The following is a 20,120-nucleotide window of genomic DNA, read 5'->3' as shown; positions in this document are numbered from 1 at the left end:
TCCCTTACAGATCGCGGCGGAAGACGTGGCTGCGCGCCGTGGCAAGTTGATCCCAGCCCGGTCGGTGGGCAAGGTCGGTTTTCCCGATATTCACCAGAATGGTGTTATAGGCAAAGGCCCCGGCGGGCGACGGTTCGTCCAGCGTCAGGAAGTCGGGGTTGCCCGCGCGGTCGACGCCGTTTTCGTCGATGTCCATCCAGGCGCCTTCATGCAGCACCGCGACGCCCGGCATGCAGCGTTCGGTGACATAGGCCGGCACGATGCATTTGCCGCGATCGTTCCAGACCTCGACCGTGTCGCCGGTGGCGATTCCCAGCCGCGCCGCGTCGGATGCGTTGATCGTCACCTCCTGGCTGAAGGTCTCGCGCAGCCAGGGGATGTTGTTGAAGATCGAATGCGTCCGCCAGCGCGGGTGCGGTGTGACCAAGTGGAACGGAAAGTCCTTGGTCTTTTCGCTGTTCAGGCTTTCCCACGGCTCGATCCATTTCGGGATCGCCGGGATGTGGTAGCCATACTGGGTCTTGGTGAAATCCTGGATCGTGGCCAACTGCCCCGAGAAGATCTCGATCTTGCCGGATGCTGTCTCGAACGGGATGCCCTGTTCGATCTGGTCCTGGAAGGCGACATGCGGCCGCTTCAGGATGAACTTGTAGACGCCGCGTTTCTTGAACGTCTCCCAATCCCATTCGGCGCCCTGATGGTGCTGCACCTTTTCCCACCAGGCGACCAGATAGGCCTCGTCCACCGCGTCGGGGTTATCGAAATAGCTGCGGTCGGCGCGCGGGTTGTATTGCGGACCGAAGCCCAGCCGATAGGCCAGCTCGGTGAATACCTGGAAGTCGGATTTGGATTCGCCCATCGGTTCGATCACCTTGGGGCGGTGGATGTAGTAATGCCCCTTGTACCAAGGCAACGCGACATCATGGCGTTCAAAATGCGTGGCGATCGGCAGCAGATAGTCGCACCAGATGCCGGTGGGGGTGATGGTGCTGTCCATGCAGACGAACAGCGATTCCTGTTCGCCCTCGGCCTCGAGCTTCTTGATGGCCTGGATTTCCTTGTTGATGTTGGTCAACTGGTTGAACCAGTCGGACCCCTGATAGAAAATCCCGCGGATGTTGGGGATCACCCCGTCCAGCGCGTCATTGCGCGGCCAAAGTCCGGCTTCCTCGCGCGTCACGTTCGGATAGTTCAGAACGATATGCGCCCAGCGGTCGGATTTGATCGAGGCGAACCAGACATTCGCGAACTGGTCATAGGGATAGGCCACGCCCTCGGCGTGCCAGGCCTTGCCGACACCCTCGGCGCAGCCACCCAGCTTGCCGATATTGCCGGTCATCGCTTGCAGCGCGGCGGCCATGCGATTGTATTGCTCGCCATAGGCGTTGCGCCCCGGTGCCCAGCTGGCCTTCAGCGCCGCCGGTTTGGTATCGGCATACATCTGCGCCAGCTTCCTGATGTCATCCGCCGACACGCCGCAGATGTCCGCCGCCCATTCCGGGGTCTTGGGCACGCCGTCCGAGGTGCCCTCGATATATTCGCGGAAACTTTCCTGGCCCTTCGCCCAATCGGGCATGGTGCCGGGGTCCATGCCCTGCACGAAGCGGTTGATGAAATCCTGATCATGCAGGTTGTTGGCGAAGATGTGGTGGGCCATGCCCGCCATCATCGCGGCATCGGTATTGGGCCGGATCGGGATCCACCAGGCATCATAGGCCGACGCGCTGTCGGTATATTGCGGGTCGACCAGCACGAACTTGCAGCCGCGCTGCTTGGCCATCCGCATGTAATAAAAGGTATTCCCGCCGTGGAACGTATAGGCGGGGTTCCAGCCCCACATGATGATCAGCTTGGCATGGGCGAAGGTGTCATCCTCGTTCCCGTCCTGGATCGTGCCAAAGGTGATGCGGCTGCTGAAGGTCGTGCCCTGATAGGACGGCACCGACCAGCAGTTCGTGCGGCAGCCGAACATGCCCATGAAGCGGCCCAGCAGGCCCTCGATCTGGTCGGATTTGTGCAGCACGCCATAGGACGCCCCGGCATAGGATTGATCGACCAGCGCGGTCGGGCCGTATTTGTCCTTCAGATAGACCATGCGTTCGGCGATCTCGGTCAGCGCCTGATCCCAGGTCACGCGCTTGAACTTGGCCTCGCCGCGCGCACCGACGCGCTTCATCGGATAGAGCAGGCGTTCCGGGCTATACAGGCGCGCGCGATAGGACCGGCCACGCAGACAGGCCCGCAACTGCGGCTTTTCCTCGGTATCGGTGCCGTATTCATCGCCCTGATAGGTGCCGTTGTCGGTGGACAGGCGCACGATCACGTCGCCCTTTTTATGCGCCACCAGCATGTGCCGACTGCCGCAGTTATGCGCACAGGACGTCGGCACCTCGACCAGATCGTCATCGGTCGGGTAAGGCTCATAGGCGAAGGCCTCGGCCTTTTTCCCGCTGGCGGGCAGTACCAGCGCCGCCCCCGCCGTCGCGGTCGCCGTTTGCAGGAACTGGCGGCGCGTGGGCGACATCGCCTTCAGCCAGGCCGAGGGGTCCATCAGCGCGGTTTTCATATGCTTGGTCATGGCGCGTTTCCTCAATTGGCGGCTGCTGCGGGCAACGCATATTCGGGGTCAGAGGCGGTCGGGCGGTCCTTGGCCCAGTCGGGCACCGCAGGATCCATGCCCGGCCACGGATGGCGCGGATACGGATAGCTGATCCGATACCACTGCCGACCACCATGGCAACCATAGCAGGTATCCGACCCGGCTTCAGCCAGATCTTCGATGGTGGCGGCTTTCAGATAGGTCACGGCGTGGCGATTGGTGCGGAACAGATCCTTGTGGCAGGACAGGCAGCCGTTGGCCAACAGCGGGTCGTCCGAGGTCACGTCCTCCATATCGGCGCGGATTTCGTGCCAGGGACCAGCCAGACCCATGATGTTTTCCGGGTCGGGCATCGCGCCATGGCAGCGCAGGCAGGTGGTCTCTGGGTTCACCATCTTGCGCAGCGTGAACTCGGGCTGGGCCGGATCGGCGCTGAAGGCAGCGCGGTTCGGCATCATGTCCGGCGTTTCCTCGCGCACATCATTGCCCTTGTGGCAGAAATTGCAGGTCAGGTTCATCGTCGCCTGCGCGAAATCCGACGTCATGTGGCGGCTGTGGAAATCGGCCTGCGCGCCATCATAGGTCGCCAGCGTCTGATACCAGGCAATCGTGCTGTCCGTTTTCAGGCCAGCCGGGCTTTCGTCGCGCAGCTTGTGATCCAGGATTTCGGCGTGGCAGACCAGGCATTCCTGATCCGAGGCCTGCGCGATCTGCGGCGGGTAATGCAGCGGGTGATGGCGGGCGCGTTCGTAATCCATGCCCTTCACCGCTTCGGTCAGCGCGGCCACACGGGCGTCGATTTCGGCCTGCTGGGCCTCGGTCAGGGCGGGCGGGTCGACATAGACCGGGGCCGGGGCGTCGGCCACCGGCTCGGCTACAGGTTCGGCTGCGGGATCGGCGGCAGCCGGTTCGGCTGCGGCGGTCTCGGCGGCAGGCGCTTCGGCGGCCGGGGCAGCCGCACCAGTAGCGGCTGCAAAGGGCAGCGCCTCGGGCGCGATCGGGGTGTCGGCCTGCTGGGCCAGCCAGGCGATGAGATTGTGACGATCACCCGCGTCCTTGATGCCCGCGAAGGCCATCTTGTTGCCGGGGATGGATTTTTTCGGATCGGCCAGATAGGCGTCAAGCTGTTCCGGCGTCCAGGCCTCGGTGTCGGCCAGCATCGCGTCGGAATATTTGAAACCCTCGGCTGCATGCGGCGCGCGACCGACGATGTTCCACAGGTTCGGGCCGGTCTTGGATTTGCCATCCGGCTTGGCGTCATGGCAGGCCTTGCATTTGGCAAAGACCTTTTCACCGGCGGCGGGGTCCAGCCCGGCGGGCGCTGCGGCAGGCGTGGCGGCAGGTGTCCCTGCAGCGACGGCGACCGGCGCGGCCTCGGGCGCTGCGGCGGGAACCGCGGCAGGGGTCGGCGCTGTCGTCGCGGCCATCCCCTCGGGTGCGGGCGCGGCGGTCGTCGCCACCTGGGCGATCGCCGGCTTGTTCATCACATAGGCGATCAGATTGCTGACGTTGAAAAGCGCCAGCAATCCCGTCCCGATATACAGGGCGAAGGTCAAAAGTCCCAGTAGTCGTTCCATTGATCGCATCTTGGCACCCGCTATTCATCCGATCTTTTCGTTCAGGTTCCGAGGGGCGAATGCCCGCCCCCCGGAGGTTTCACTCGTCACAAAATCCGGGGCGCCCGGTCAGGCGTCCCGGCCCACAACCTCAGTTCGAGGCAGGGGGCGTCCAAGTGCCGCCCATGCCGGACATACCCGACATGCCCGACTGGCCCGAGACCGACCACTGGGTGCAAACCCAGCCGGGCGCGGTGTGACCGGCCATGCCGGACATGCCCGACATACCGCTCATGCCGCCCATGCCGGACATACCCGACATGCCACCCATGCCGCTCATCCCGGACATGCCACCCATGCCCGACATGCCATCCATACCGGCCATACCGCCCATGCCCGACATGCCGTCCATACCGGCCATGCCGCCCATGCCGGACATACCCGACATACCGCCCATGCCGCTCATACCGGACATGCCGCCCATGCCCGACATGCCATCCATACCGGCCATACCGCCCATGCCGGACATGCCCGACATGCCGCCCATGCCGCTCATACCGGACATGCCGCCCATGCCCGACATGCCGTCCATACCGGCCATGCCACCCATGCCCGACATGCCATCCATACCGGCCATACCGCCCATGCCGGACATACCCGACATACCGCCCATGCCGCTCATACCGGACATGCCACCCATGCCGGACATGCCATCCATACCGGCCATACCGCCCATGCCACCCATACCCGACATACCGCTCATACCGGACATGCCACCCATGCCGGACATACCTGACATGCCGCCCATCCCGGACATACCTGACATGCCGCCCATCCCGGACATACCGCCCATGCCGACTTGCGATTGGGCCGGAGCGAAGGTCCACTGGGTGCAGGCCCAGCCGGCGTCACCGGCCATACCCGACATCCCCGACATGCCGTCCATACCGGCCATGCCGCTCATACCGGACATGCCACCCATGCCCGACATGCCGCTCATGCCGTCCATGCCGGACATGCCCGACATGCCTTCGGCCTGAGCGACCGACAGCAGCGCGCCAGTGCACAGGGCGGCGGCCAGGGTCACTTTGAAGGTCTTGGTCATAACTTCTCTCCTTTGGGTTCCGCGTAACCATTCCCGGTTGCCCAGGGCTTCATCCGGCGTGCCGGACGGCGGTGCAGGCGATTGCCCGCCGCACCTCAATTCGCAGCGTGCCAGCCGCGAATGTCGTAGGGGCCAGGCATCCCGGGATGGTTGAACGGCGTCCACCAGCCGCCCTGATCCTCAAGAAAGCCCAGGCTGGCCGGATAGGGTTCGCTGACGCCAAAAAGGGCGTTGGCATACCATTCCGGCGATTTCACATATTCGGTAATGACCGGCGCGCCGGCGGGGCGTTCCCACGGCTTTACACCGGCGATGTACAGATAGGGGCTGGCCTCGGCAGCCGGGGCGGCTGCGGGCGCATCGGCTGCGGGCGCATCGGTGGTCTGCTGCGCCAGGGCGGCGACCGGCAGGGCGGCGGCTGCGGCGGCCATCCAGATCCAGTGACGCGCGGTAAACTGTGACATCCGTGAGCCCTTTCCTTTTGCGGATCGCCCGGTCAAGCGAGCGTGGGGGGCGGCGCATCCGGGGCGCCTTTCCCCTGATTCCTGCCGGATGTTAGCATCACATTGTAACGGGGACAGAAAAACTCGCGTCCAGCCAAAGCCTTAGCAAAATGGTTGGCGGATGGGTCGACTGACATTTTGTCAGCACCCCCGCGATTTAGGCGGGAAAGCCCCGGCGGGCCAAGCGCATTGACCTGACAAAATTGCAGACCGGTTGGGTGCGCCCAAGATGCGACATATTGTCACAGCTTGCGCCTGACCTCGGGGTGGTTAACGCTGGCACCGCAAGCCCCACCGACAGGAGAGAGCCGATGACCGACAGCACGTCCCCACCCGATGCCTTGCGTGACCGGGTGGCGCAAGCCCTGTCGGACCTGTCCCTCCCCGGCCTTGCCGGCAGCGCCGCCGACCATGCGCGCGGTCTGGTGATCGGCGCGGATGGCGCGGTTCGGATGGTGTTGGACCCGCAGGGCGCGGGCGGCACCGCCGATGAGGCCGCGCTGCGCGATCTGGCCCAGGCGGTGCGGCAGGCGCTGAGCGGGCTGGCGGGCGTGACGTCGGTCAGCGCGGCGGTCGCCTCAGCCCCGGTGATCGCGCCGCAACCGACCGCGCCGGATGGGCCGACCGGCATTCCGGGCGTGCGCCATGTGATCGCCGTCGGCTCGGGCAAGGGCGGGGTCGGCAAATCCACCGTCTCGGCCAACCTGGCACTGGCACTGGCCGACCAGGGGCTGCGGGTCGGGCTGCTGGATGCCGACATCTATGGCCCCTCGTTGCCGCGCATGTTGGGTGCCGACGATGCCCGCCCCATCGCGCGCGAGGACATGATGATCCCGATCTCTGCGCAGGGCATCAAGGTCATGTCGGTGGGCTTTCTGTTTGAACAGTCGCGCGCCTTGGTCTGGCGCGGGCCGATCCTGGTGACGGCGCTGCGCCAGATGCTGTTCGAGGTCGACTGGGCGCCGCTGGATGTGCTGGTCGTCGACCTGCCGCCCGGCACCGGCGATGTGCAGATCACCCTGGCCCAGCAGATCCCGCTGACCGGGGCGGTGATCGTGACCACGCCGCAAGACGTCGCCCTGCTGGATGCGCGCCGTGCCATCGACCTGTTCGATCAGGTCGACACCCCAGTTCTGGGGCTGATCGAAAACATGTCGATGCATGTCTGCCCGAATTGCGGCTTTCACGATCCGGTCTTTGGGCAGGGCGGCGGCGAGGCCGAAGCCGAGGCGCGCGGCATCCCCTTTCTGGGCGCGCTGCCGCTTGATCGGACCCTGCGCGAGACCGGCGACGGCGGCCAGCCGATCGTGCGCGCCCAGCCCGACAGCGCCCCGGCGACCGCCTTCCGCGATCTGGCCGAAGTCCTGGCCGAGGCGTTCCGCGATGACACCTGAGGCGCGCCCGCGGTGGCTGTTCACCGGCGGCTCGGGCCGGGTCGGGCGGATGGTGCTGCGCGCCTGGCAGCAGCGCCCGCCGCCCGCCGATCTGCTAATCCAGACCCGCCACAGGCCTGGGCTGGTCTGGTCGCCGCTGACCGAACCCCTGCCCGACACCGGGCCGCTGGATTGCGTCATCGCCTTTGCCGGGATCACCCCGGCCACCGGCAGCGACCTGTCGCTGAACACCGATCTGGCGCAGGCGACGCTGGCCGCCGCCCAGGCAGCCGGGGCGCGGCGGGTGCTGCTCACGTCATCCTCGGCGGTTTACGGCGCGCCACCCGATGCCTCGCCCCTGTCCGAGGCCAGCCCGTTGCGCCCGGTGAACGCCTATGGCGCCGCCAAGGTCGACATGGAGGCCGCCTGTCAGCCCTGGCGTGATCGCGGGCTTGAGGTCTGCTGCCTGCGCATCGGCAATGTCGCCGGGGCCGATGCGCTGCTGCTGAATGGGCCAAAGGCCAGTGCCGAGACCCCGATCCGCATCGACCGCTTTGCCGATGGTGGCGGGCCGATCCGCTCTTATCTGGGGCCTGCCACGCTTGCCGCGGTCGTGCAGAGCCTTGCCTGCACCTCCGCGCCGCTGCCCGATCAGATCAACATCGCCGCCCCCGGTCCGATCGGCATGGACCAACTGGCCGATGCCGCCGGGCTGCCCTGGGTCTGGTCGCCTGCCCCCACCGGCGCGCATCAGCGTATCACCCTGACCACCGACCTGATCGCCGGCTTGCACAGCTTTGCGCCAACCGATAGCAATCCCGCCGAAATGGTCCGCCAATGGACCGCCACACGAGACCCCGCATGACCCCCGCCAAGCGCCTGTTCGATATCATCGTGGCCCTGATCCTGGCCGTCATCCTGGCGATCCCGGTGGCGCTGACGGCGATCCTGATCCTGCTGCGCGACGGCCGCCCGGTGTTCTACATCTCGGAACGGATGAAAACCCCGACCCAAGGCTTCAACCTGGTCAAGTTCCGCACCATGACCACCGTCGCGAGCGACAGCGGCGTGTCGGGCGGCGACAAGTCATCGCGCATCACCCGCACCGGCCATTTCCTGCGCCGCACCCGCCTGGATGAGGTGCCGCAACTGTGGAACGTGCTGAAGGGCGACATCAGCTTTGTCGGCCCGCGCCCGCCGCTGCGCCAATACGTCGAACGCTTCCCCGAGATCTACCGCGAGGTGCTGAAATCGCGGCCCGGCATCACCGGGCTGGCCTCGGTCTATTTCCACGCGCATGAGGAAAAGCTGCTGGCCCGCGCCCGCACCACGGCGGAAACCGACGCGATCTATTCGCGCGCCTGCGTGCCGCGCAAGGCGCGGCTGGACCTGATCTATCAGCGCCGCCGCAACGTCTGCATGGATGCGGCGATCATGCTTAAGACGGTGTTCAAACGTCTGCGCTAGGCGGCTGACGCGCGGCGGCCTGACCCAGCCAGCGGTTCAACTGGTCATAGACCAGATCGCGGCGATACATCTGATCGTAATAGGCCCGCGCGCGGCCGCCCATCGCCTGACGTTCAGCCGCAGGCATCGCCATCAGCAAGGTGACGGCATCGGCCAGTGCCTGCGCATCGCCCGGCACCACCGGCAAGCCCCCACCCGAGGCCGCAACGACGCGCGCCCCCTCGCCCGCAAGCGCGGCGATGATGGGCCGACCGCAGGCCAGATAGCAGGGCACCTTATAGGGCACGGTCAGGTTGAAAATGTCGTTTTCCTTGAGGCTGACCAGCAGCGCATCGGCCTGGGCAAAGAAATCGGGCATCGTCTCTTCGGGGTGGCGGCCCATCAGGTGAAAGCGGTCGGCCAGCCCCAGATCGGCAACGCGCGCCCGCACCCGCTCCAGATCGCGACCGCTGCCCAGAATGACCCAATGCAGATCGGCGCGGTCGCGCAGCAGCGCGGCGGCATCCAGGATCGTGTCAAAGTTCTGGCTTTCGCCGATGTTGCCCGCGAACATCACCCGGAACGCGCCGGGCGGGTTGGGAACGCCGTGATCCGCCGCCTGTTCGGGGGCGATCGGCCGATACATGGCGGGCGCGGTGTTGCGCAGCACCCGGATGCGGTCGGCGGGAACCCCGAAGCGGGTGATCATCGGCGGCAGCGCTGCGCTTTGCACGAGCACCAGATCGGCGCGGCGGGTGATCCAGCCGCTGATCCAGTGCAGCGGCCGCACGATCAGCGGATTGGTCAGCCGCAGCGTGTGGGTGGCGCTTTCGGGCCAGATGTCCTGAACGTGGTAAACCAGCGGCACCCGGAACCGCCGGGCCAGCACAATCGCCGGTATCGCCAGGAAGATCGGCGACAGAAGCGAGACGAACACCACATCGGGCCGCGTCTTGATGCGCCGCAGCGCGGTCCAGGTTCCGGTCACCGGAAAGGTCAGGTAATTTAGCAAAAGCCGCAGGTTGCCCCGCTTCCGCGCCAGCGACCAGGCGCGAAAGATCCGCGCGCCCCGCCAAGTCTCGGTGCGTTTCTCACGGTTGGAATAGCCGGGGAAAAAGTCGGGCTGGCCGTAATTCGGCACGCCCGTCACCACATCGACGCTGTGGCCCCGTTCCACCCAGTCGGCGACATAGGAATTGTGCCCGAACTGCTCGGGAAAGAAATACTGCGACACAAACGCGATCGACAGCGGCTTCTCGGGCGGGTGGGTCATGTCAGATCGTTCTTGCGGATCCCGTCCCAACTATTCGACAGCCGCGCCGTGCCAAGGATCAGGCTCAGCACCCGTTCGGATGTGTTCAGGATGGCATAGTCATCGGGCAGCGGATGCGGGATGCCCGCCGCCTTGCGTTCGGCGTGCAAGGCGGTGACGGCCTTGACCGCCGCGCGGATCGTGTCGCGGTTCAGGCCGGTCGCGATGATGCAGCCGACGTCCAGCCCCTCGGGTCGTTCGATGGCATCGCGCGGGGTGATCGCCGGAAACCCCAGGATCGAGCTTTCCTCGGCAATCGTGCCGCTGTCGGAGATCACGCAGAAGGCCGACTTTTGCAGCGCGTTGTAATCCAGAAAACCAAAGGGCGTCATGTATTGCACGCGCGGGTCGATCTGCGCATCGGCCAGGGCCTCGATCCGCTTGCGGGTGCGCGGATGGGTCGAGACGATCACCGGCATGTCGTAATCTTCCGCCAGCGTGTTCAGCGTGCCCAGCAGCGCGGCCAGCCGATCGCTGTTATCGACGTTTTCCTCGCGGTGAAGGGAGACGACGAAATAGCGCCCCTCGGTCAGATCCAGCCGCGACAGCGCATCCGAAGCGGCGATCTTGTCGCTGTAATGGTTCAGCACCTCGCGCATGGGCGATCCGGTCAGATAGATGCGGCGGTGCTGGATACCTTCCGACAGCAGATGGCGGCGGGCGTGTTCGGTATAGACCAGATTGAAATCCGCGATGTGGTCGACCAGCCGACGGTTGGTTTCCTCGGGGACGTTGCGGTCGAACGACCGGTTGCCGGCCTCCATGTGATAGACCGGCACTTTCAGGCGGGTGGCCATCAGCGCGGCAATGGCCGAATTGGTGTCGCCCAGGATCAGCACGGCATCGGGATTTTCGGCACGGATGACCTTTTCGGATTCGATCAGAACCTTGCCCAGCGTCTCACCCAGGGTGCCGCCGCCGATGCCAAGGAAGTGGTCCGGCTGGCGAACGCCCAGTTCGTTGAAGAACACCTCGTTCAGGTTGTAGTCCCAATTCTGGCCGGTATGGACGATGCAATGGTCGGTATGCGCATCAAGCCGGGCCATCACGCGCGACAGGCGGATGATCTCGGGCCGGGTGCCCAGGATCGTCATCACTTTCAATTTGCTCACGGCAACCTCATGCTTTGGGGCGCGACAGTCGCAATTGATGGTCGCGGTGCATCTGGGCGATCAGCGCGGGCCAGGCCGGGGGGTTGAACCCGGTCGCCGCCCTGAACCGGTCCGAGTTCAGCGAACGGTCGATCACCACCGCATCCGACGCTTGCAGCGTGGCGCCGGTGCCATAGGTCTCGGCCACCAGGCGCAGAAGCGACAGCTTGTCGATGGGCGCCGCCGAGACATGATACAGCCCGGCAAGATCCGGGTTGGTCAGCACGTGATCGCGGATCACCTGCGCCAGAACGATGGTCGGCAGCCCCGAAAAGATCGCCTTGCCATAGCCAGGAACGGTGCCGGTCTGCGCCAGGAACCATTCCAGAAGCGAGGTCTTGCCGTGCAGTTCCGGCCCGATGATCGAGGTGCGCAGCGTCAGGTGGCCACCGGTCGTGACCTCACCCAGGGCTTTGCTGACGCCGTAAAGATCGCGGGCATCGGGCGTGTCGGCCTCGGCATAGCAGCCCTTTGTTCCGTCAAAGACGCAATCGGTGCTGATATGCACCAGCTTCGCGCCAACGGCGGTGCAGATCTGCGCCAGCCGGTGTGGAAACAGCGCGTTCAGCGGCAGCACGGTCAGCGGATCGTGGGCGGCCGCCAGATGCTTGATCACCCCGATGCAGTTGATCACGACCTGCGGTCGTGCCTCGGCAAAGGCGCGCAGCACGCTGTCAAGGTTATCGGCATCCACCCCGTCGATCAGCCGCGACGCGATCTCGGGGGCGAAATGGCTTTTGCCCGCCGCCGACCGGACGGTGCCGAACGCGGTGACCCCATCGGCAGCGGACAGCAGGCGAAAGGCCGCATGGCCCAGCATACCCGTCGCGCCAAGGATCAGCACGCGTGTCGAACTGTCGGGGGTCTGGCGGGTCATTCTTCCGGCTCGATCATGGTGCTGTTCATCAGCGCCTGCACGAACTTCAGCTTGCGCAGCAGATCCTGCATCCCCGCCACGTCAAGCTGCTGGGTATTGTGCGAGTTGTAATCGACCGCCTGCGAGATCTTCACCTCGCCCTGTTCGACGAACTTGCCATAGTTCAGGTCGCGCAGGTCCGGCGGAACGCGGTAATATTCGCCCATGTCCTGCGCTGCCACCATTTCCTCGCGGCTCAGCAGCACTTCGAACAGCTTTTCGCCGTGCCGTGTCCCGATCACATTGATCGGGTGATCGGGCGCATCCATCAGCCCGGTCAGCGCCTTGGCCAGCACCTCGATCGTGGCGGCTGGGGCCTTTTGCACGAAAATCTCGCCGGGTTTGCCGTGTTCAAAGGCATACAGCACCAGATCGACCGCATCATCCAGCGTCATCATGAAGCGGGTCATCGACCCGTCGGTGATGGTGATCGGCTGCTGATCCCAGATCTGGCGGGCAAACAGCGGGATCACCGACCCGCGCGAGGCCATGACATTGCCATAGCGCGTGGTGCAGATCACCGTGTCGCCGCTGGAGCGCGACTTGGCCACGATGACCTTTTCCATCATCGCCTTGCTGATGCCCATGGCGTTGATCGGGTAAACCGCCTTGTCGGTCGACAGGCAGACCACCCGTTCGACGTTGCAGGCGATCGCGGCCTCAAGCACGTTCTCGGTGCCCAGCACGTTGGTCTTGACCGCCTCCATCGGGTGAAACTCGCATGAGGGCACCTGCTTCAGCGCGGCGGCGTGGTAGACGTAATCGACCCCGCGCATGGCGTTCAGGATCGACTGATAGTCGCGCACATCGCCGATATAGAACTTCAGCTTGGGGCTGTTATAGCGCTTGCGCATGTCGTCCTGCTTCTTCTCATCGCGTGAGAAGATGCGGATTTCGCGCAGGTCGGAATCCAGGAACCGGCGCAGCACCGCATTGCCGAAAGAACCGGTTCCGCCCGTGATCAAAAGGGTCTTGTCAGTGAACATGTCAGCTTCCATTGGTCAGGTGTTCCGCCGGGGCCGCGCCGCGCAGCAAGGCCAGATAGCTGTTAGCGCGGTGGGCTGGCGAAGAAAAGTGGATCGCGTGGTCGCGCGCCGCCGCCAGACGGGCGGGATCAAAGCCCGCGCGCCAGCCTTCCGCAATGCGCCGGGCAGCATCGGCGGGGTCCAGCGGGTCGAAATAGGTCGCCAGGTCGCCACAGACATCGCGATTGAAGCCTCGGTCGGATGCGAATAGCGGGCGCTGCATCGCCATCGCCTCAAGCGGGGTGGCGGAAAAACATTCCAGCAGGGATGGGAACACCACCGCGTCGATGGCCTGATAAAAGCCGGGGCACTGCGGGGCGGTCAACGGCCCGACATTCACGCAGGCCTGGCGGAACTCGGGCGTCGTGGCACTCCATTCGTCATCGGTCAGCGTGACGAAAACCCGTGCGTTGATGCCGTGATCGTCGTGCAGAATCCGCACCAGTTCGGGAAAGATCACCGTATTCTTGTGCAGATAGTTGCGCCCCAGAAACCCCAGGCGCAGGTCGCAGTCCACCTGCGGCACCGCGACCGGACGCCAAGCTGAGGGGTCCAGGAACAGCCGCGACAGGCAATTGCGAACGACATGGATCCGCGCCGGGTCGATGCCCAGTTCGCGGACCAGCCCGTCCTTGACGTGCGGCAGCTCGACCACCAGCACATCGGCGCGTTTGAAGAATCGCGCGTGGATCCAGAACTTCAGCCGCGTTTTCAGCCGCTGGATCATGCCCATGCGGCCATAGCATTCGTTTCGTGGAAAGATGATCCAGGGCTGCGCAAAGCCGACCACGCTACGGAACCGGGGCCGCCATCGATAGAGCGGACCAAAGACCGTCAGCACGGCGTCAAAGCCCTGCATCGCGCGGTGGCTGTCGCCGTCGGTCAGGTTGAACCCGCGGATCGTGCGCCGCGTCACGTTCGGCCCCGGATCGACGTCCATCGCCGCCAGATTTTCCGCCACCTCATCCGACACATGGGCAAAGACATTGCCCGACAGCGCGCCCTGCGCCAACAGTTCGGCCACGGCGGAGGTCGCCACTTGCACGCCGCCCCCCGCATGAAGATTGGCAGCATTGACAAGATAGCGGGGCGCGGATGCGGGATGATCTTTTCTCATGACGCCGCGCTAATACCACGCGCTTGGCCTCACGGCCATATGGCAAGCAAGAGCGTTTGTCTTTCGACCCGTTTCACGTTAGGACTTCGCCGCGCCCGGCAATGCGGGGCCATTTCGACCGCGGGATTTGCATATTGTCCAGACATCTTGGCCGCCTTGCAAATGTTGGCCTGCGGGTCACGACCCTGGCCATCCGGTTTCTGCTGGTGTTCTTCCTTGCGCGCTATCTGGACCCCGCCGACCTGGGATATTATGGCCTGTTCACGGCCACAGTGACGCTGGCGCTGTATGTGATCGGCCTGGATTTCTATGTATTCACGACGCGGGAAGTGCTGCGCCGCCCCGAAGGCGACCGCGCGCCGCCGGTCAAGGCCCAGATCGCGCTGTCGGGTCTGCTGTATCTGATCGCGCTGCCTCTTGCTGCGGCTGTGCTGGTGGCCCTGGGCTGGCCTGGGCATCTGATCTGGTGGTTCACCCTGATCGCCGTACTGGAACATGTGAACCAAGAGGTGTTCCGCCTGCTGATCGCGCTGTCACGGCAGATTACCGCCAGCCTGCTGATGTTCGCTCGACAGGGCAGTTGGGCGATCGCGGCGGTGGCAGTCATGGCGCTGCGGGCTGACGCGCGCAGCCTTGATCTGGTGCTTGCGCTGTGGGCTGCGTCGGGGCTGGTCACCGCTGTCCTGGGCGTCTGGGCGATCCGACATCAGCAGCTTGGCGGGTGGCAGGCCCGCGTGAACTGGTCGGTCGTGTGGTCGGGCGTCAAGGTCAGCCTCGCCTTTCTGATCGCCACCATGGCCCTGCGCACCATCCAGACCCTTGACCGCTACGGTGTCGAATATTTGAACGGGATCGAATCCGTCGCCGCCTATGTGCTGTTCCTGGGTGTCGCTGGCGCGCTGCTGACCTTTCTGGATGCGGGGGTGCTGGCCTATGCCTATCCGGCGCTGATCGCCCTGTGCCATCAGCGTGAATTCGCCGCCGCCCGCCGCAAGTTGCGCGAGATGGCGGTGCAGACCGTCGCCATTTGCCTGGGCTTTTCGGTCATCAGCTGGCTGATCCTGCCCTATCTTCTGGCCTGGATCGGCAACCCGCTGTATCAAGATGCGGTCGGCCTTTACCCATGGCTGCTGGGCGCGGTCGTGCTGAATGCGCTTGGCATGATCCCCCACTATGCCCTTTACGCCAGCGGGCATGACCGGCAGATCATCTACAGCCACCTTGCCGCGCTGCCGGTGTTTCTTGTCAGCGCCTGGGGCTTGGGGCAGATTGTGCCTGACTTGGCAGTTCCGATTGCCTTGGCTATGTCTTTCGCGCTGATCCTGTTGTGGAAGTCGGTCGCTTATCTGCGATGTGGCTTTGCGCGCAGGCCCGACCAGCCGCAGTCCGAATGAACGCACGCACACAGACAGGGTGATCCAAGTATGATCCGCTATGGCCAACAAGACATCACCCAGCAGGATATCGACGCCGTCGTTGCTGTGCTGAAATCCCCCAACCTGACCCAGGGCCCGAACATCCCCCAGTTCGAGGACGCGGTGCGCGCCCAAACCGGGGCGGCCCATGCGGTTGCGGTGAACAGCGCCACCTCGGCGCTGCATATCGCCTGCATGGCGCTGGATCTGGGGCCGGGCGACTGGCTGTGGACCACGCCCAACACCTTCGTCGCCTCGGCCAACTGCGCGCTGTATTGCGGCGCTCAGGTCGATTTCGTCGACATCGACCCCAAGACCTATAACCTGTGCCCCAAGGCGCTTGAGGCCAAGCTGATCGAGGCCGAAAAGCAGGGGAAACTGCCGAAGATCGTCGTGCCGGTGCATCTGACCGGTCAGCCCTGCGACATGCAGGCGATCCATGCGCTTGGCCAGAAATACGGCTTTCGCATCATCGAGGATGCCTCGCATGCGATCGGCGGGCGCTATCAGGGCGAGCCGATCGGCAACTGCCGTTATAGCGACATCACCGTGTTCAGCTTTCACCCGGTCAAGATCATCACAACCGCCGAGGGCGGCATGGCGATGACCAATGATGCGGCCCTGGCCACCCGGCTGGGCCTGCTTCGCAGCCACGGCATTACCCGCGATCCCGATCTGATGACGCAGGACATGGATGGGGTCTGGTTCTACCAGCAGGTCGCACTTGGCTTCAACTATCGCATGACCGACCTTCAGGCGGTGCTGGGCGTCAGCCAGATGACCCGACTGCACGCCTATGTCGAGCGCCGCCACCAGATCGCGGCGCGGTATGACGACCTGCTGGCCGACCTTCCGCTGACGTTGCCGTGGCAGCATCCCGACAGCCACTCTGCCTATCACCTTTATGTGATCCGGCTGAAGCTGGACCAGATCAGCACCACCCGCAGGGCGGTGTTCGACCATCTGCGCGACCATGAGATCATGGTGAATGTGCATTACATCCCGGTCCATACCCAGCCGCATTACGCGAAGATGGGCTTCAAGCCCGGCGATTTCCCGCAGGCCGAGCAGTATTACGAGGAAGCGATCAGCATCCCGATGCACCCGCTGCTGACGGATGCGGATCAGGATTTCGTCGTCCAGACCCTGCGCGAGGCCCTGGCGGAATGAGGCTGGCCGTCATCCCGGCGCGGGGCGGCAGCAAGCGCATCCCGCGCAAGAACATCAAGCCCTTCTGCGGCAAGCCGATGATCGCCTGGTCGATCGCGGCGGCGCGGGACAGCGGCTGTTTCGACCGGATCATCGTCAGCACCGATGATGCCGAAATTGCCCAGGTCGCCCGCGATCACGGCGCCGAGGTGCCCTTCACCCGCCCGGCCGCGCTGTCGGATGACCATACGGGTACGATACCGGTGATCGCCCATGCCGCCGCCTGGCAGGCCGACCATGGCACGGCCCCGGATCTGGTCTGCTGCCTGTACGCCACCGCGCCTTTCGTCCGCGCGGCCGACCTGCGCGACGGGCATCAGGCCCTGACGGGATCGGGGGCGGATTACGCCTTTTCGGTCACCACCTATGCGTTCCCGATCCAGCGTGCGCTGCGCCGCACCGAGGATGGCCGCGTGGCGATGTTCCAACCCGACCATTTCGCCACCCGCTCGCAAGACCTGGAAGAAGCCTGGCACGATGCCGGACAATTCTATTGGGGCCGGGCGGCGGCCTGGCAGGCGGGCCGCGTGCTGTTCGGGTCCGGCTCGGTCCCGGTGCCGATCCCGCGCCACAGGGTGCAGGACATCGACACGCCCGAGGACTGGCGGCGCGCCGAGCTGATGTTCGCGGCCTTGGCCGCCCAGTCGGCAGAGTAACGATGCTGCGCGTGGCGTTCCGCGTCGATGCCTCGGTGCGAATCGGGTCGGGGCATGTGATGCGCTGCCTGACGCTTGCCGATGCGCTGCGCGAGGCGGGGGCTGACTGCCAGTTCCTGTGCCGCGTCCATGATGGCAATCTGAACGACCTGATCGCGGCGCGCAGCTTTGCGGTGACGGCGCTGCCGATGGGCGGGGCGGCGTTGCCAGACGAACCGGTGCTGGCCCATGCCGACTGGCTGGGCAGCGACTGGCAGACCGATGCGCATCAGGTGGTCGCCGCGCTTGGCGGTAAGCCTGTGGATGTGCTGGTGGTCGATCACTACGCGCTGGATCACCGCTGGCATCGCGCGCTCCGCCCGCATGTCGGGCGGATCATGGTGATCGACGATCTGGCAGACCGGGCCCATGACTGCGACCTGCTGCTGGATCAGAATCTGGGGCGGCAGGCGGCTGATTATGACGGCCTGGTGCCCGATCACGCCCCCCGCATGATCGGCCCGCATCACGCCCTGCTGCGCCCCGATTTCGCCCGCGCCCGCCCCGACAGCCTGCGCCGCCGCGGTCCGCCCGCGCTGCGCCACCTGCTGATCACCATGGGTGGCGTCGATCAAGATAACGTGACCGGCCAGATCCTGAACGCGCTGCCGGGCCTGCACCTGCCCGACCTGACCGGGATCGAGGTCATCCTTGGCCCCTCGGCCCCCTGGGTCGAAGCGGTGCGCGAAGCTGCGGCCAGAATGCCCTGGCCTACGACAGTGCGCGTCGGCATCACCGACATGGCCGCGACCATGGCGCGCAGCGACCTTGCCGTCGGTGCCGCGGGCGGCACGTCATGGGAACGCTGCTGCCTGGGCCTGCCGACCATTCAGATCGTGCTGGCCGATAACCAGATGGGCGCGGCAGAGGCGCTGGATCGCACCGGCGCTGCAATCGCGGTGCGCACGCCCGGACAGATCGCCGAGACCCTGCGCGGTCTGGACAGCCGCGACCGGATGCGCGACATGTTGCAGCGCGTCGGCCGCACCGCCGCCGGGCTGGTCGACGGTCTGGGCGCGCAGCGGGTCGCTGCCATCATCTTGGGGGGCCAGCATGACTGAAAACTGCCGTATCCGCCCCTTGGCCGAGGCGGATCTGCCCATGGTCCTCGCCTGGCGCAACGCCCCTGCGGTGCGGGCGGTCATGTTCACCCGACACGAAATTACCCTGGACGAGCATCGCCTCTGGTTCGCGCGCGTCAGCCAGGATCCGAGCCGTTGCCTGATCCTGGTCGAGGACACCAGCGGCCCCATCGGTTACGCGCAGTTTGCCGATGTGGAACCGGGCGGCGTTGCCGACTGGGGCTTTTACGCCCGCCCCGGCGCGCCGAAAGGCACCGGACAGCGGCTGGGGCGTGCCGCGCTTGACCACGCCTTTGGTCCGCTCGGGCTGCACAAGGTCTGCGGTCAGGCCATCGGCAGCAATCTGCCGTCGATCCGGCTGCATCTTCGGCTGGGCTTCACCCAAGAGGGGGTCTTGCGCGACCAGCGACGCCGCGATGGCGGCTATGACGACCTTGTCTGCTTCGGCCTTCTGGCCAGTGAATGGCAGCGCGACGGACATTCAGGAGACATTTCATGAAGCCCATCCACATTGCCGGTCGCGCCATCGGCCCCGACCATCCGCCCTATGTGATCGCTGAACTGTCGGCCAATCACAACGGCAGCCTGGACACCGCGCTGCGGATCATTGATGCCGCAAAGGCCGCCGGAGCGGATGCAATCAAGTTGCAAACCTACAAGCCGGAGACGATCACACTGGACAGCGATGCCGAGGATTTCATGATCCGTGGCGGGTTGTGGGACGGCCAGCGACTGTTCGACCTGTATCAACAGGCCCACATGCCTTGGGATTGGCACAAGCCGTTGTTCGATCACGCGCGCGCGCAGGGGATCACGATCTTTTCCTCACCCTTCGACAATACCGCCGTCGACCTGCTGGAGGATCTGGGCGCGCCCGCCTACAAGATCGCCTCGTTCGAGGCGGTTGACCTGCCGCTGATCCGCTATGTCGCCGCGACCGGCAAGCCGATGATCATCTCGACCGGGATGGCCGATGCCGATGAAATCGCCGAGGCCATCGCCGCCGCCCGTGACGGCGGCTGCCGTGAACTGGCGATCCTGCACTGCGTCAGCGGCTATCCCGCCCCGCCCGAGGATTACAACCTGCGCACCATCCCCGACATGATCGACCGGTTCGGGATGGTCACCGGCCTGTCGGATCACACGCTGGACAATACCACCGCGATTGCCAGCGTGGTGATGGGCGCCTCGATCATCGAAAAGCACTTCACGCTGGATCGCAGCGGCGGCGGGCCGGATGACAGCTTTTCGCTGGAGCCGGCAGAATTGGCGACGCTGTGCCAATCGGCGCGCACCGCCTGGTCGGCGCTTGGCGCGGTGGATTATGGCCGCAAATCCAGCGAACAGGGCAACGTCCAGTTCCGCCGGTCGCTGTATTTCGTCCGCGACCTGCGCGCGGGCGAGGTTATCACTGCCGACGCGATCCGCAGCGTCCGCCCCGGCTATGGCCTGGCCCCCAAACACATGGACCGCGTGATCGGCACCACCGTCACCACCGACGTTCGCGCCATGACCCCGGTCCGCGCCGAGGTGCTGACCAAGGGGCTGATCGCATGAATATCCTGCTACTGTCGAACAACGCGCCGAACGATGGTGCATAGACGCTACCTTGGCTG

Annotated in this window: 18 protein-coding genes; 9 read left to right on the top strand and 9 right to left on the bottom strand. The window is 65.1% G+C overall.

Annotation, left to right across the window (positions count from 1 at the left end):
• Positions 1–4: 4 nt before the first annotated feature.
• From ACEYYA_RS05235 to ACEYYA_RS05220, 4 genes are all read right to left on the bottom strand, one after another.
• Entirely contained in the window at positions 5–2,578 is a 2,574-nt protein-coding gene (locus tag ACEYYA_RS05235) for a molybdopterin-dependent oxidoreductase (RefSeq protein ID WP_374798324.1), read from the bottom strand.
• Positions 2,579–2,589: 11 nt separating this feature from the next.
• Positions 2,590–4,176 carry a c-type cytochrome gene (locus tag ACEYYA_RS05230; protein ID WP_374798322.1) on the bottom strand — a complete coding sequence of 529 codons (1,587 nt, stop codon included), beginning with the start codon at positions 4,174–4,176 and terminating at the stop codon, positions 2,590–2,592.
• Positions 4,177–4,306: 130 nt separating this feature from the next.
• The gene (locus ACEYYA_RS05225; protein WP_374798320.1) at positions 4,307–5,260 is read right to left on the bottom strand and encodes a hypothetical protein; all 954 of its coding nucleotides are present in this window, start codon (positions 5,258–5,260) and stop codon (positions 4,307–4,309) included.
• A 95-nt stretch (positions 5,261–5,355) separates the two neighbouring features.
• A complete protein-coding gene (locus ACEYYA_RS05220) occupies positions 5,356–5,724 on the bottom strand; it encodes a hypothetical protein (protein WP_374798318.1) in 369 nt (122 codons plus the stop codon).
• 350 nt (positions 5,725–6,074) lie between these two features.
• On the opposite strand from ACEYYA_RS05220, the gene ACEYYA_RS05215 reads away from it, so the two are divergent.
• From ACEYYA_RS05215 to ACEYYA_RS05205, 3 genes are read left to right on the top strand one after another with little or no spacing between them, the layout of a single operon-like run.
• Entirely contained in the window at positions 6,075–7,157 is a 1,083-nt protein-coding gene (locus tag ACEYYA_RS05215) for an Mrp/NBP35 family ATP-binding protein (RefSeq protein ID WP_374798316.1), read from the top strand.
• Complete coding sequence (locus tag ACEYYA_RS05210) at positions 7,147–8,001, top strand: NAD-dependent epimerase/dehydratase family protein (RefSeq protein WP_374798314.1); 855 nt, start codon at positions 7,147–7,149, stop codon at positions 7,999–8,001. The genes ACEYYA_RS05215 and ACEYYA_RS05210 overlap by 11 nt, the downstream gene beginning before the upstream one ends.
• Complete coding sequence (locus ACEYYA_RS05205; RefSeq protein ID WP_374798312.1) at positions 7,998–8,603, top strand: sugar transferase; 606 nt, start codon at positions 7,998–8,000, stop codon at positions 8,601–8,603. Before ACEYYA_RS05210 ends, ACEYYA_RS05205 begins: the two co-directional genes overlap by 4 nt.
• On the opposite strand, the gene ACEYYA_RS05200 is transcribed toward ACEYYA_RS05205, so the two are convergent.
• Genes ACEYYA_RS05200 through ACEYYA_RS05180 form a run of 5 tightly spaced genes read right to left on the bottom strand, consistent with a single transcriptional unit; the run spans position 8,587 to position 14,103 of the window.
• Entirely contained in the window at positions 8,587–9,855 is a 1,269-nt protein-coding gene (locus tag ACEYYA_RS05200) for a glycosyltransferase family 4 protein (RefSeq protein ID WP_374798310.1), read from the bottom strand. The two genes, ACEYYA_RS05205 and ACEYYA_RS05200, sit on opposite strands and share 17 nt — an antisense overlap.
• Positions 9,852–11,006 carry a non-hydrolyzing UDP-N-acetylglucosamine 2-epimerase gene (gene wecB, locus ACEYYA_RS05195; protein ID WP_374798308.1) on the bottom strand — a complete coding sequence of 385 codons (1,155 nt, stop codon included), beginning with the start codon at positions 11,004–11,006 and terminating at the stop codon, positions 9,852–9,854. Before wecB ends, ACEYYA_RS05200 begins: the two co-directional genes overlap by 4 nt.
• A gap of 7 nt (positions 11,007–11,013) precedes the next feature.
• Positions 11,014–11,922, bottom strand: coding sequence for a dTDP-4-dehydrorhamnose reductase family protein (locus ACEYYA_RS05190; RefSeq protein ID WP_374798306.1), 909 nt, complete (start codon positions 11,920–11,922; stop codon positions 11,014–11,016).
• Positions 11,919–12,947, bottom strand: a complete 1,029-nt coding sequence (locus tag ACEYYA_RS05185) for a polysaccharide biosynthesis protein (protein ID WP_374798304.1) — start codon at positions 12,945–12,947, stop codon at positions 11,919–11,921. The genes ACEYYA_RS05190 and ACEYYA_RS05185 overlap by 4 nt, the downstream gene beginning before the upstream one ends.
• Before the next feature lies 1 nt (position 12,948).
• Positions 12,949–14,103, bottom strand: coding sequence for a glycosyltransferase (locus ACEYYA_RS05180; RefSeq protein ID WP_374798302.1), 1,155 nt, complete (start codon positions 14,101–14,103; stop codon positions 12,949–12,951).
• Between the two features lie 134 nt (positions 14,104–14,237).
• Here ACEYYA_RS05180 and ACEYYA_RS05175 point away from each other — a divergent pair, with 134 nt between their 5' ends.
• From ACEYYA_RS05175 to pseI, 6 genes are read left to right on the top strand one after another with little or no spacing between them, the layout of a single operon-like run.
• Positions 14,238–15,497 (top strand): lipopolysaccharide biosynthesis protein, encoded by a 1,260-nt coding sequence (locus ACEYYA_RS05175; RefSeq protein ID WP_374798300.1) that lies wholly within the window; start codon positions 14,238–14,240, stop codon positions 15,495–15,497.
• Positions 15,498–15,527: 30 nt separating this feature from the next.
• The gene (pseC, locus tag ACEYYA_RS05170) at positions 15,528–16,688 is read left to right on the top strand and encodes a UDP-4-amino-4,6-dideoxy-N-acetyl-beta-L-altrosamine transaminase (protein WP_374798298.1); all 1,161 of its coding nucleotides are present in this window, start codon (positions 15,528–15,530) and stop codon (positions 16,686–16,688) included.
• Positions 16,685–17,383, top strand: a complete 699-nt coding sequence (gene pseF / locus ACEYYA_RS05165) for a pseudaminic acid cytidylyltransferase (RefSeq protein ID WP_374798296.1) — start codon at positions 16,685–16,687, stop codon at positions 17,381–17,383. The genes pseC and pseF overlap by 4 nt, the downstream gene beginning before the upstream one ends.
• 2 nt (positions 17,384–17,385) lie before the next feature.
• Positions 17,386–18,483, top strand: a complete 1,098-nt coding sequence (gene pseG, locus ACEYYA_RS05160) for a UDP-2,4-diacetamido-2,4,6-trideoxy-beta-L-altropyranose hydrolase (RefSeq protein ID WP_374798294.1) — start codon at positions 17,386–17,388, stop codon at positions 18,481–18,483.
• Positions 18,476–19,003, top strand: coding sequence for a UDP-4-amino-4,6-dideoxy-N-acetyl-beta-L-altrosamine N-acetyltransferase (gene pseH, locus ACEYYA_RS05155; protein ID WP_374798292.1), 528 nt, complete (start codon positions 18,476–18,478; stop codon positions 19,001–19,003). The genes pseG and pseH overlap by 8 nt, the downstream gene beginning before the upstream one ends.
• Positions 19,000–20,061, top strand: coding sequence for a pseudaminic acid synthase (pseI, locus tag ACEYYA_RS05150; RefSeq protein ID WP_374798290.1), 1,062 nt, complete (start codon positions 19,000–19,002; stop codon positions 20,059–20,061). Before pseH ends, pseI begins: the two co-directional genes overlap by 4 nt.
• Positions 20,062–20,120: the final 59 nt, after the last annotated feature.

The organism is Paracoccus zhouxuedongae (assembly GCF_041927815.1).
Taxonomy (GTDB): domain Bacteria; phylum Pseudomonadota; class Alphaproteobacteria; order Rhodobacterales; family Rhodobacteraceae; genus Paracoccus.
This window is presented reverse-complemented; position numbering and strand designations above follow the sequence as displayed.

Coding starts and splice junctions, on each gene's coding strand:
- ACEYYA_RS05235 (WP_374798324.1), bottom strand. CDS start 2,578: ATGACCAAGCATATGAAAACCGCGCTGATGGACCCCTCGGCCTGGCTG.
- ACEYYA_RS05230 (WP_374798322.1), bottom strand. CDS start 4,176: ATGGAACGACTACTGGGACTTTTGACCTTCGCCCTGTATATCGGGACG.
- ACEYYA_RS05225 (WP_374798320.1), bottom strand. CDS start 5,260: ATGACCAAGACCTTCAAAGTGACCCTGGCCGCCGCCCTGTGCACTGGC.
- ACEYYA_RS05220 (WP_374798318.1), bottom strand. CDS start 5,724: ATGTCACAGTTTACCGCGCGTCACTGGATCTGGATGGCCGCCGCAGCC.
- ACEYYA_RS05215 (WP_374798316.1), top strand. CDS start 6,075: ATGACCGACAGCACGTCCCCACCCGATGCCTTGCGTGACCGGGTGGCG.
- ACEYYA_RS05210 (WP_374798314.1), top strand. CDS start 7,147: ATGACACCTGAGGCGCGCCCGCGGTGGCTGTTCACCGGCGGCTCGGGC.
- ACEYYA_RS05205 (WP_374798312.1), top strand. CDS start 7,998: ATGACCCCCGCCAAGCGCCTGTTCGATATCATCGTGGCCCTGATCCTG.
- ACEYYA_RS05200 (WP_374798310.1), bottom strand. CDS start 9,855: ATGACCCACCCGCCCGAGAAGCCGCTGTCGATCGCGTTTGTGTCGCAG.
- ACEYYA_RS05190 (WP_374798306.1), bottom strand. CDS start 11,922: ATGACCCGCCAGACCCCCGACAGTTCGACACGCGTGCTGATCCTTGGC.
- ACEYYA_RS05185 (WP_374798304.1), bottom strand. CDS start 12,947: ATGTTCACTGACAAGACCCTTTTGATCACGGGCGGAACCGGTTCTTTC.
- ACEYYA_RS05180 (WP_374798302.1), bottom strand. CDS start 14,103: ATGAGAAAAGATCATCCCGCATCCGCGCCCCGCTATCTTGTCAATGCT.
- pseC (WP_374798298.1), top strand. CDS start 15,528: ATGATCCGCTATGGCCAACAAGACATCACCCAGCAGGATATCGACGCC.
- pseF (WP_374798296.1), top strand. CDS start 16,685: ATGAGGCTGGCCGTCATCCCGGCGCGGGGCGGCAGCAAGCGCATCCCG.
- pseG (WP_374798294.1), top strand. CDS start 17,386: ATGCTGCGCGTGGCGTTCCGCGTCGATGCCTCGGTGCGAATCGGGTCG.
- pseH (WP_374798292.1), top strand. CDS start 18,476: ATGACTGAAAACTGCCGTATCCGCCCCTTGGCCGAGGCGGATCTGCCC.
- pseI (WP_374798290.1), top strand. CDS start 19,000: ATGAAGCCCATCCACATTGCCGGTCGCGCCATCGGCCCCGACCATCCG.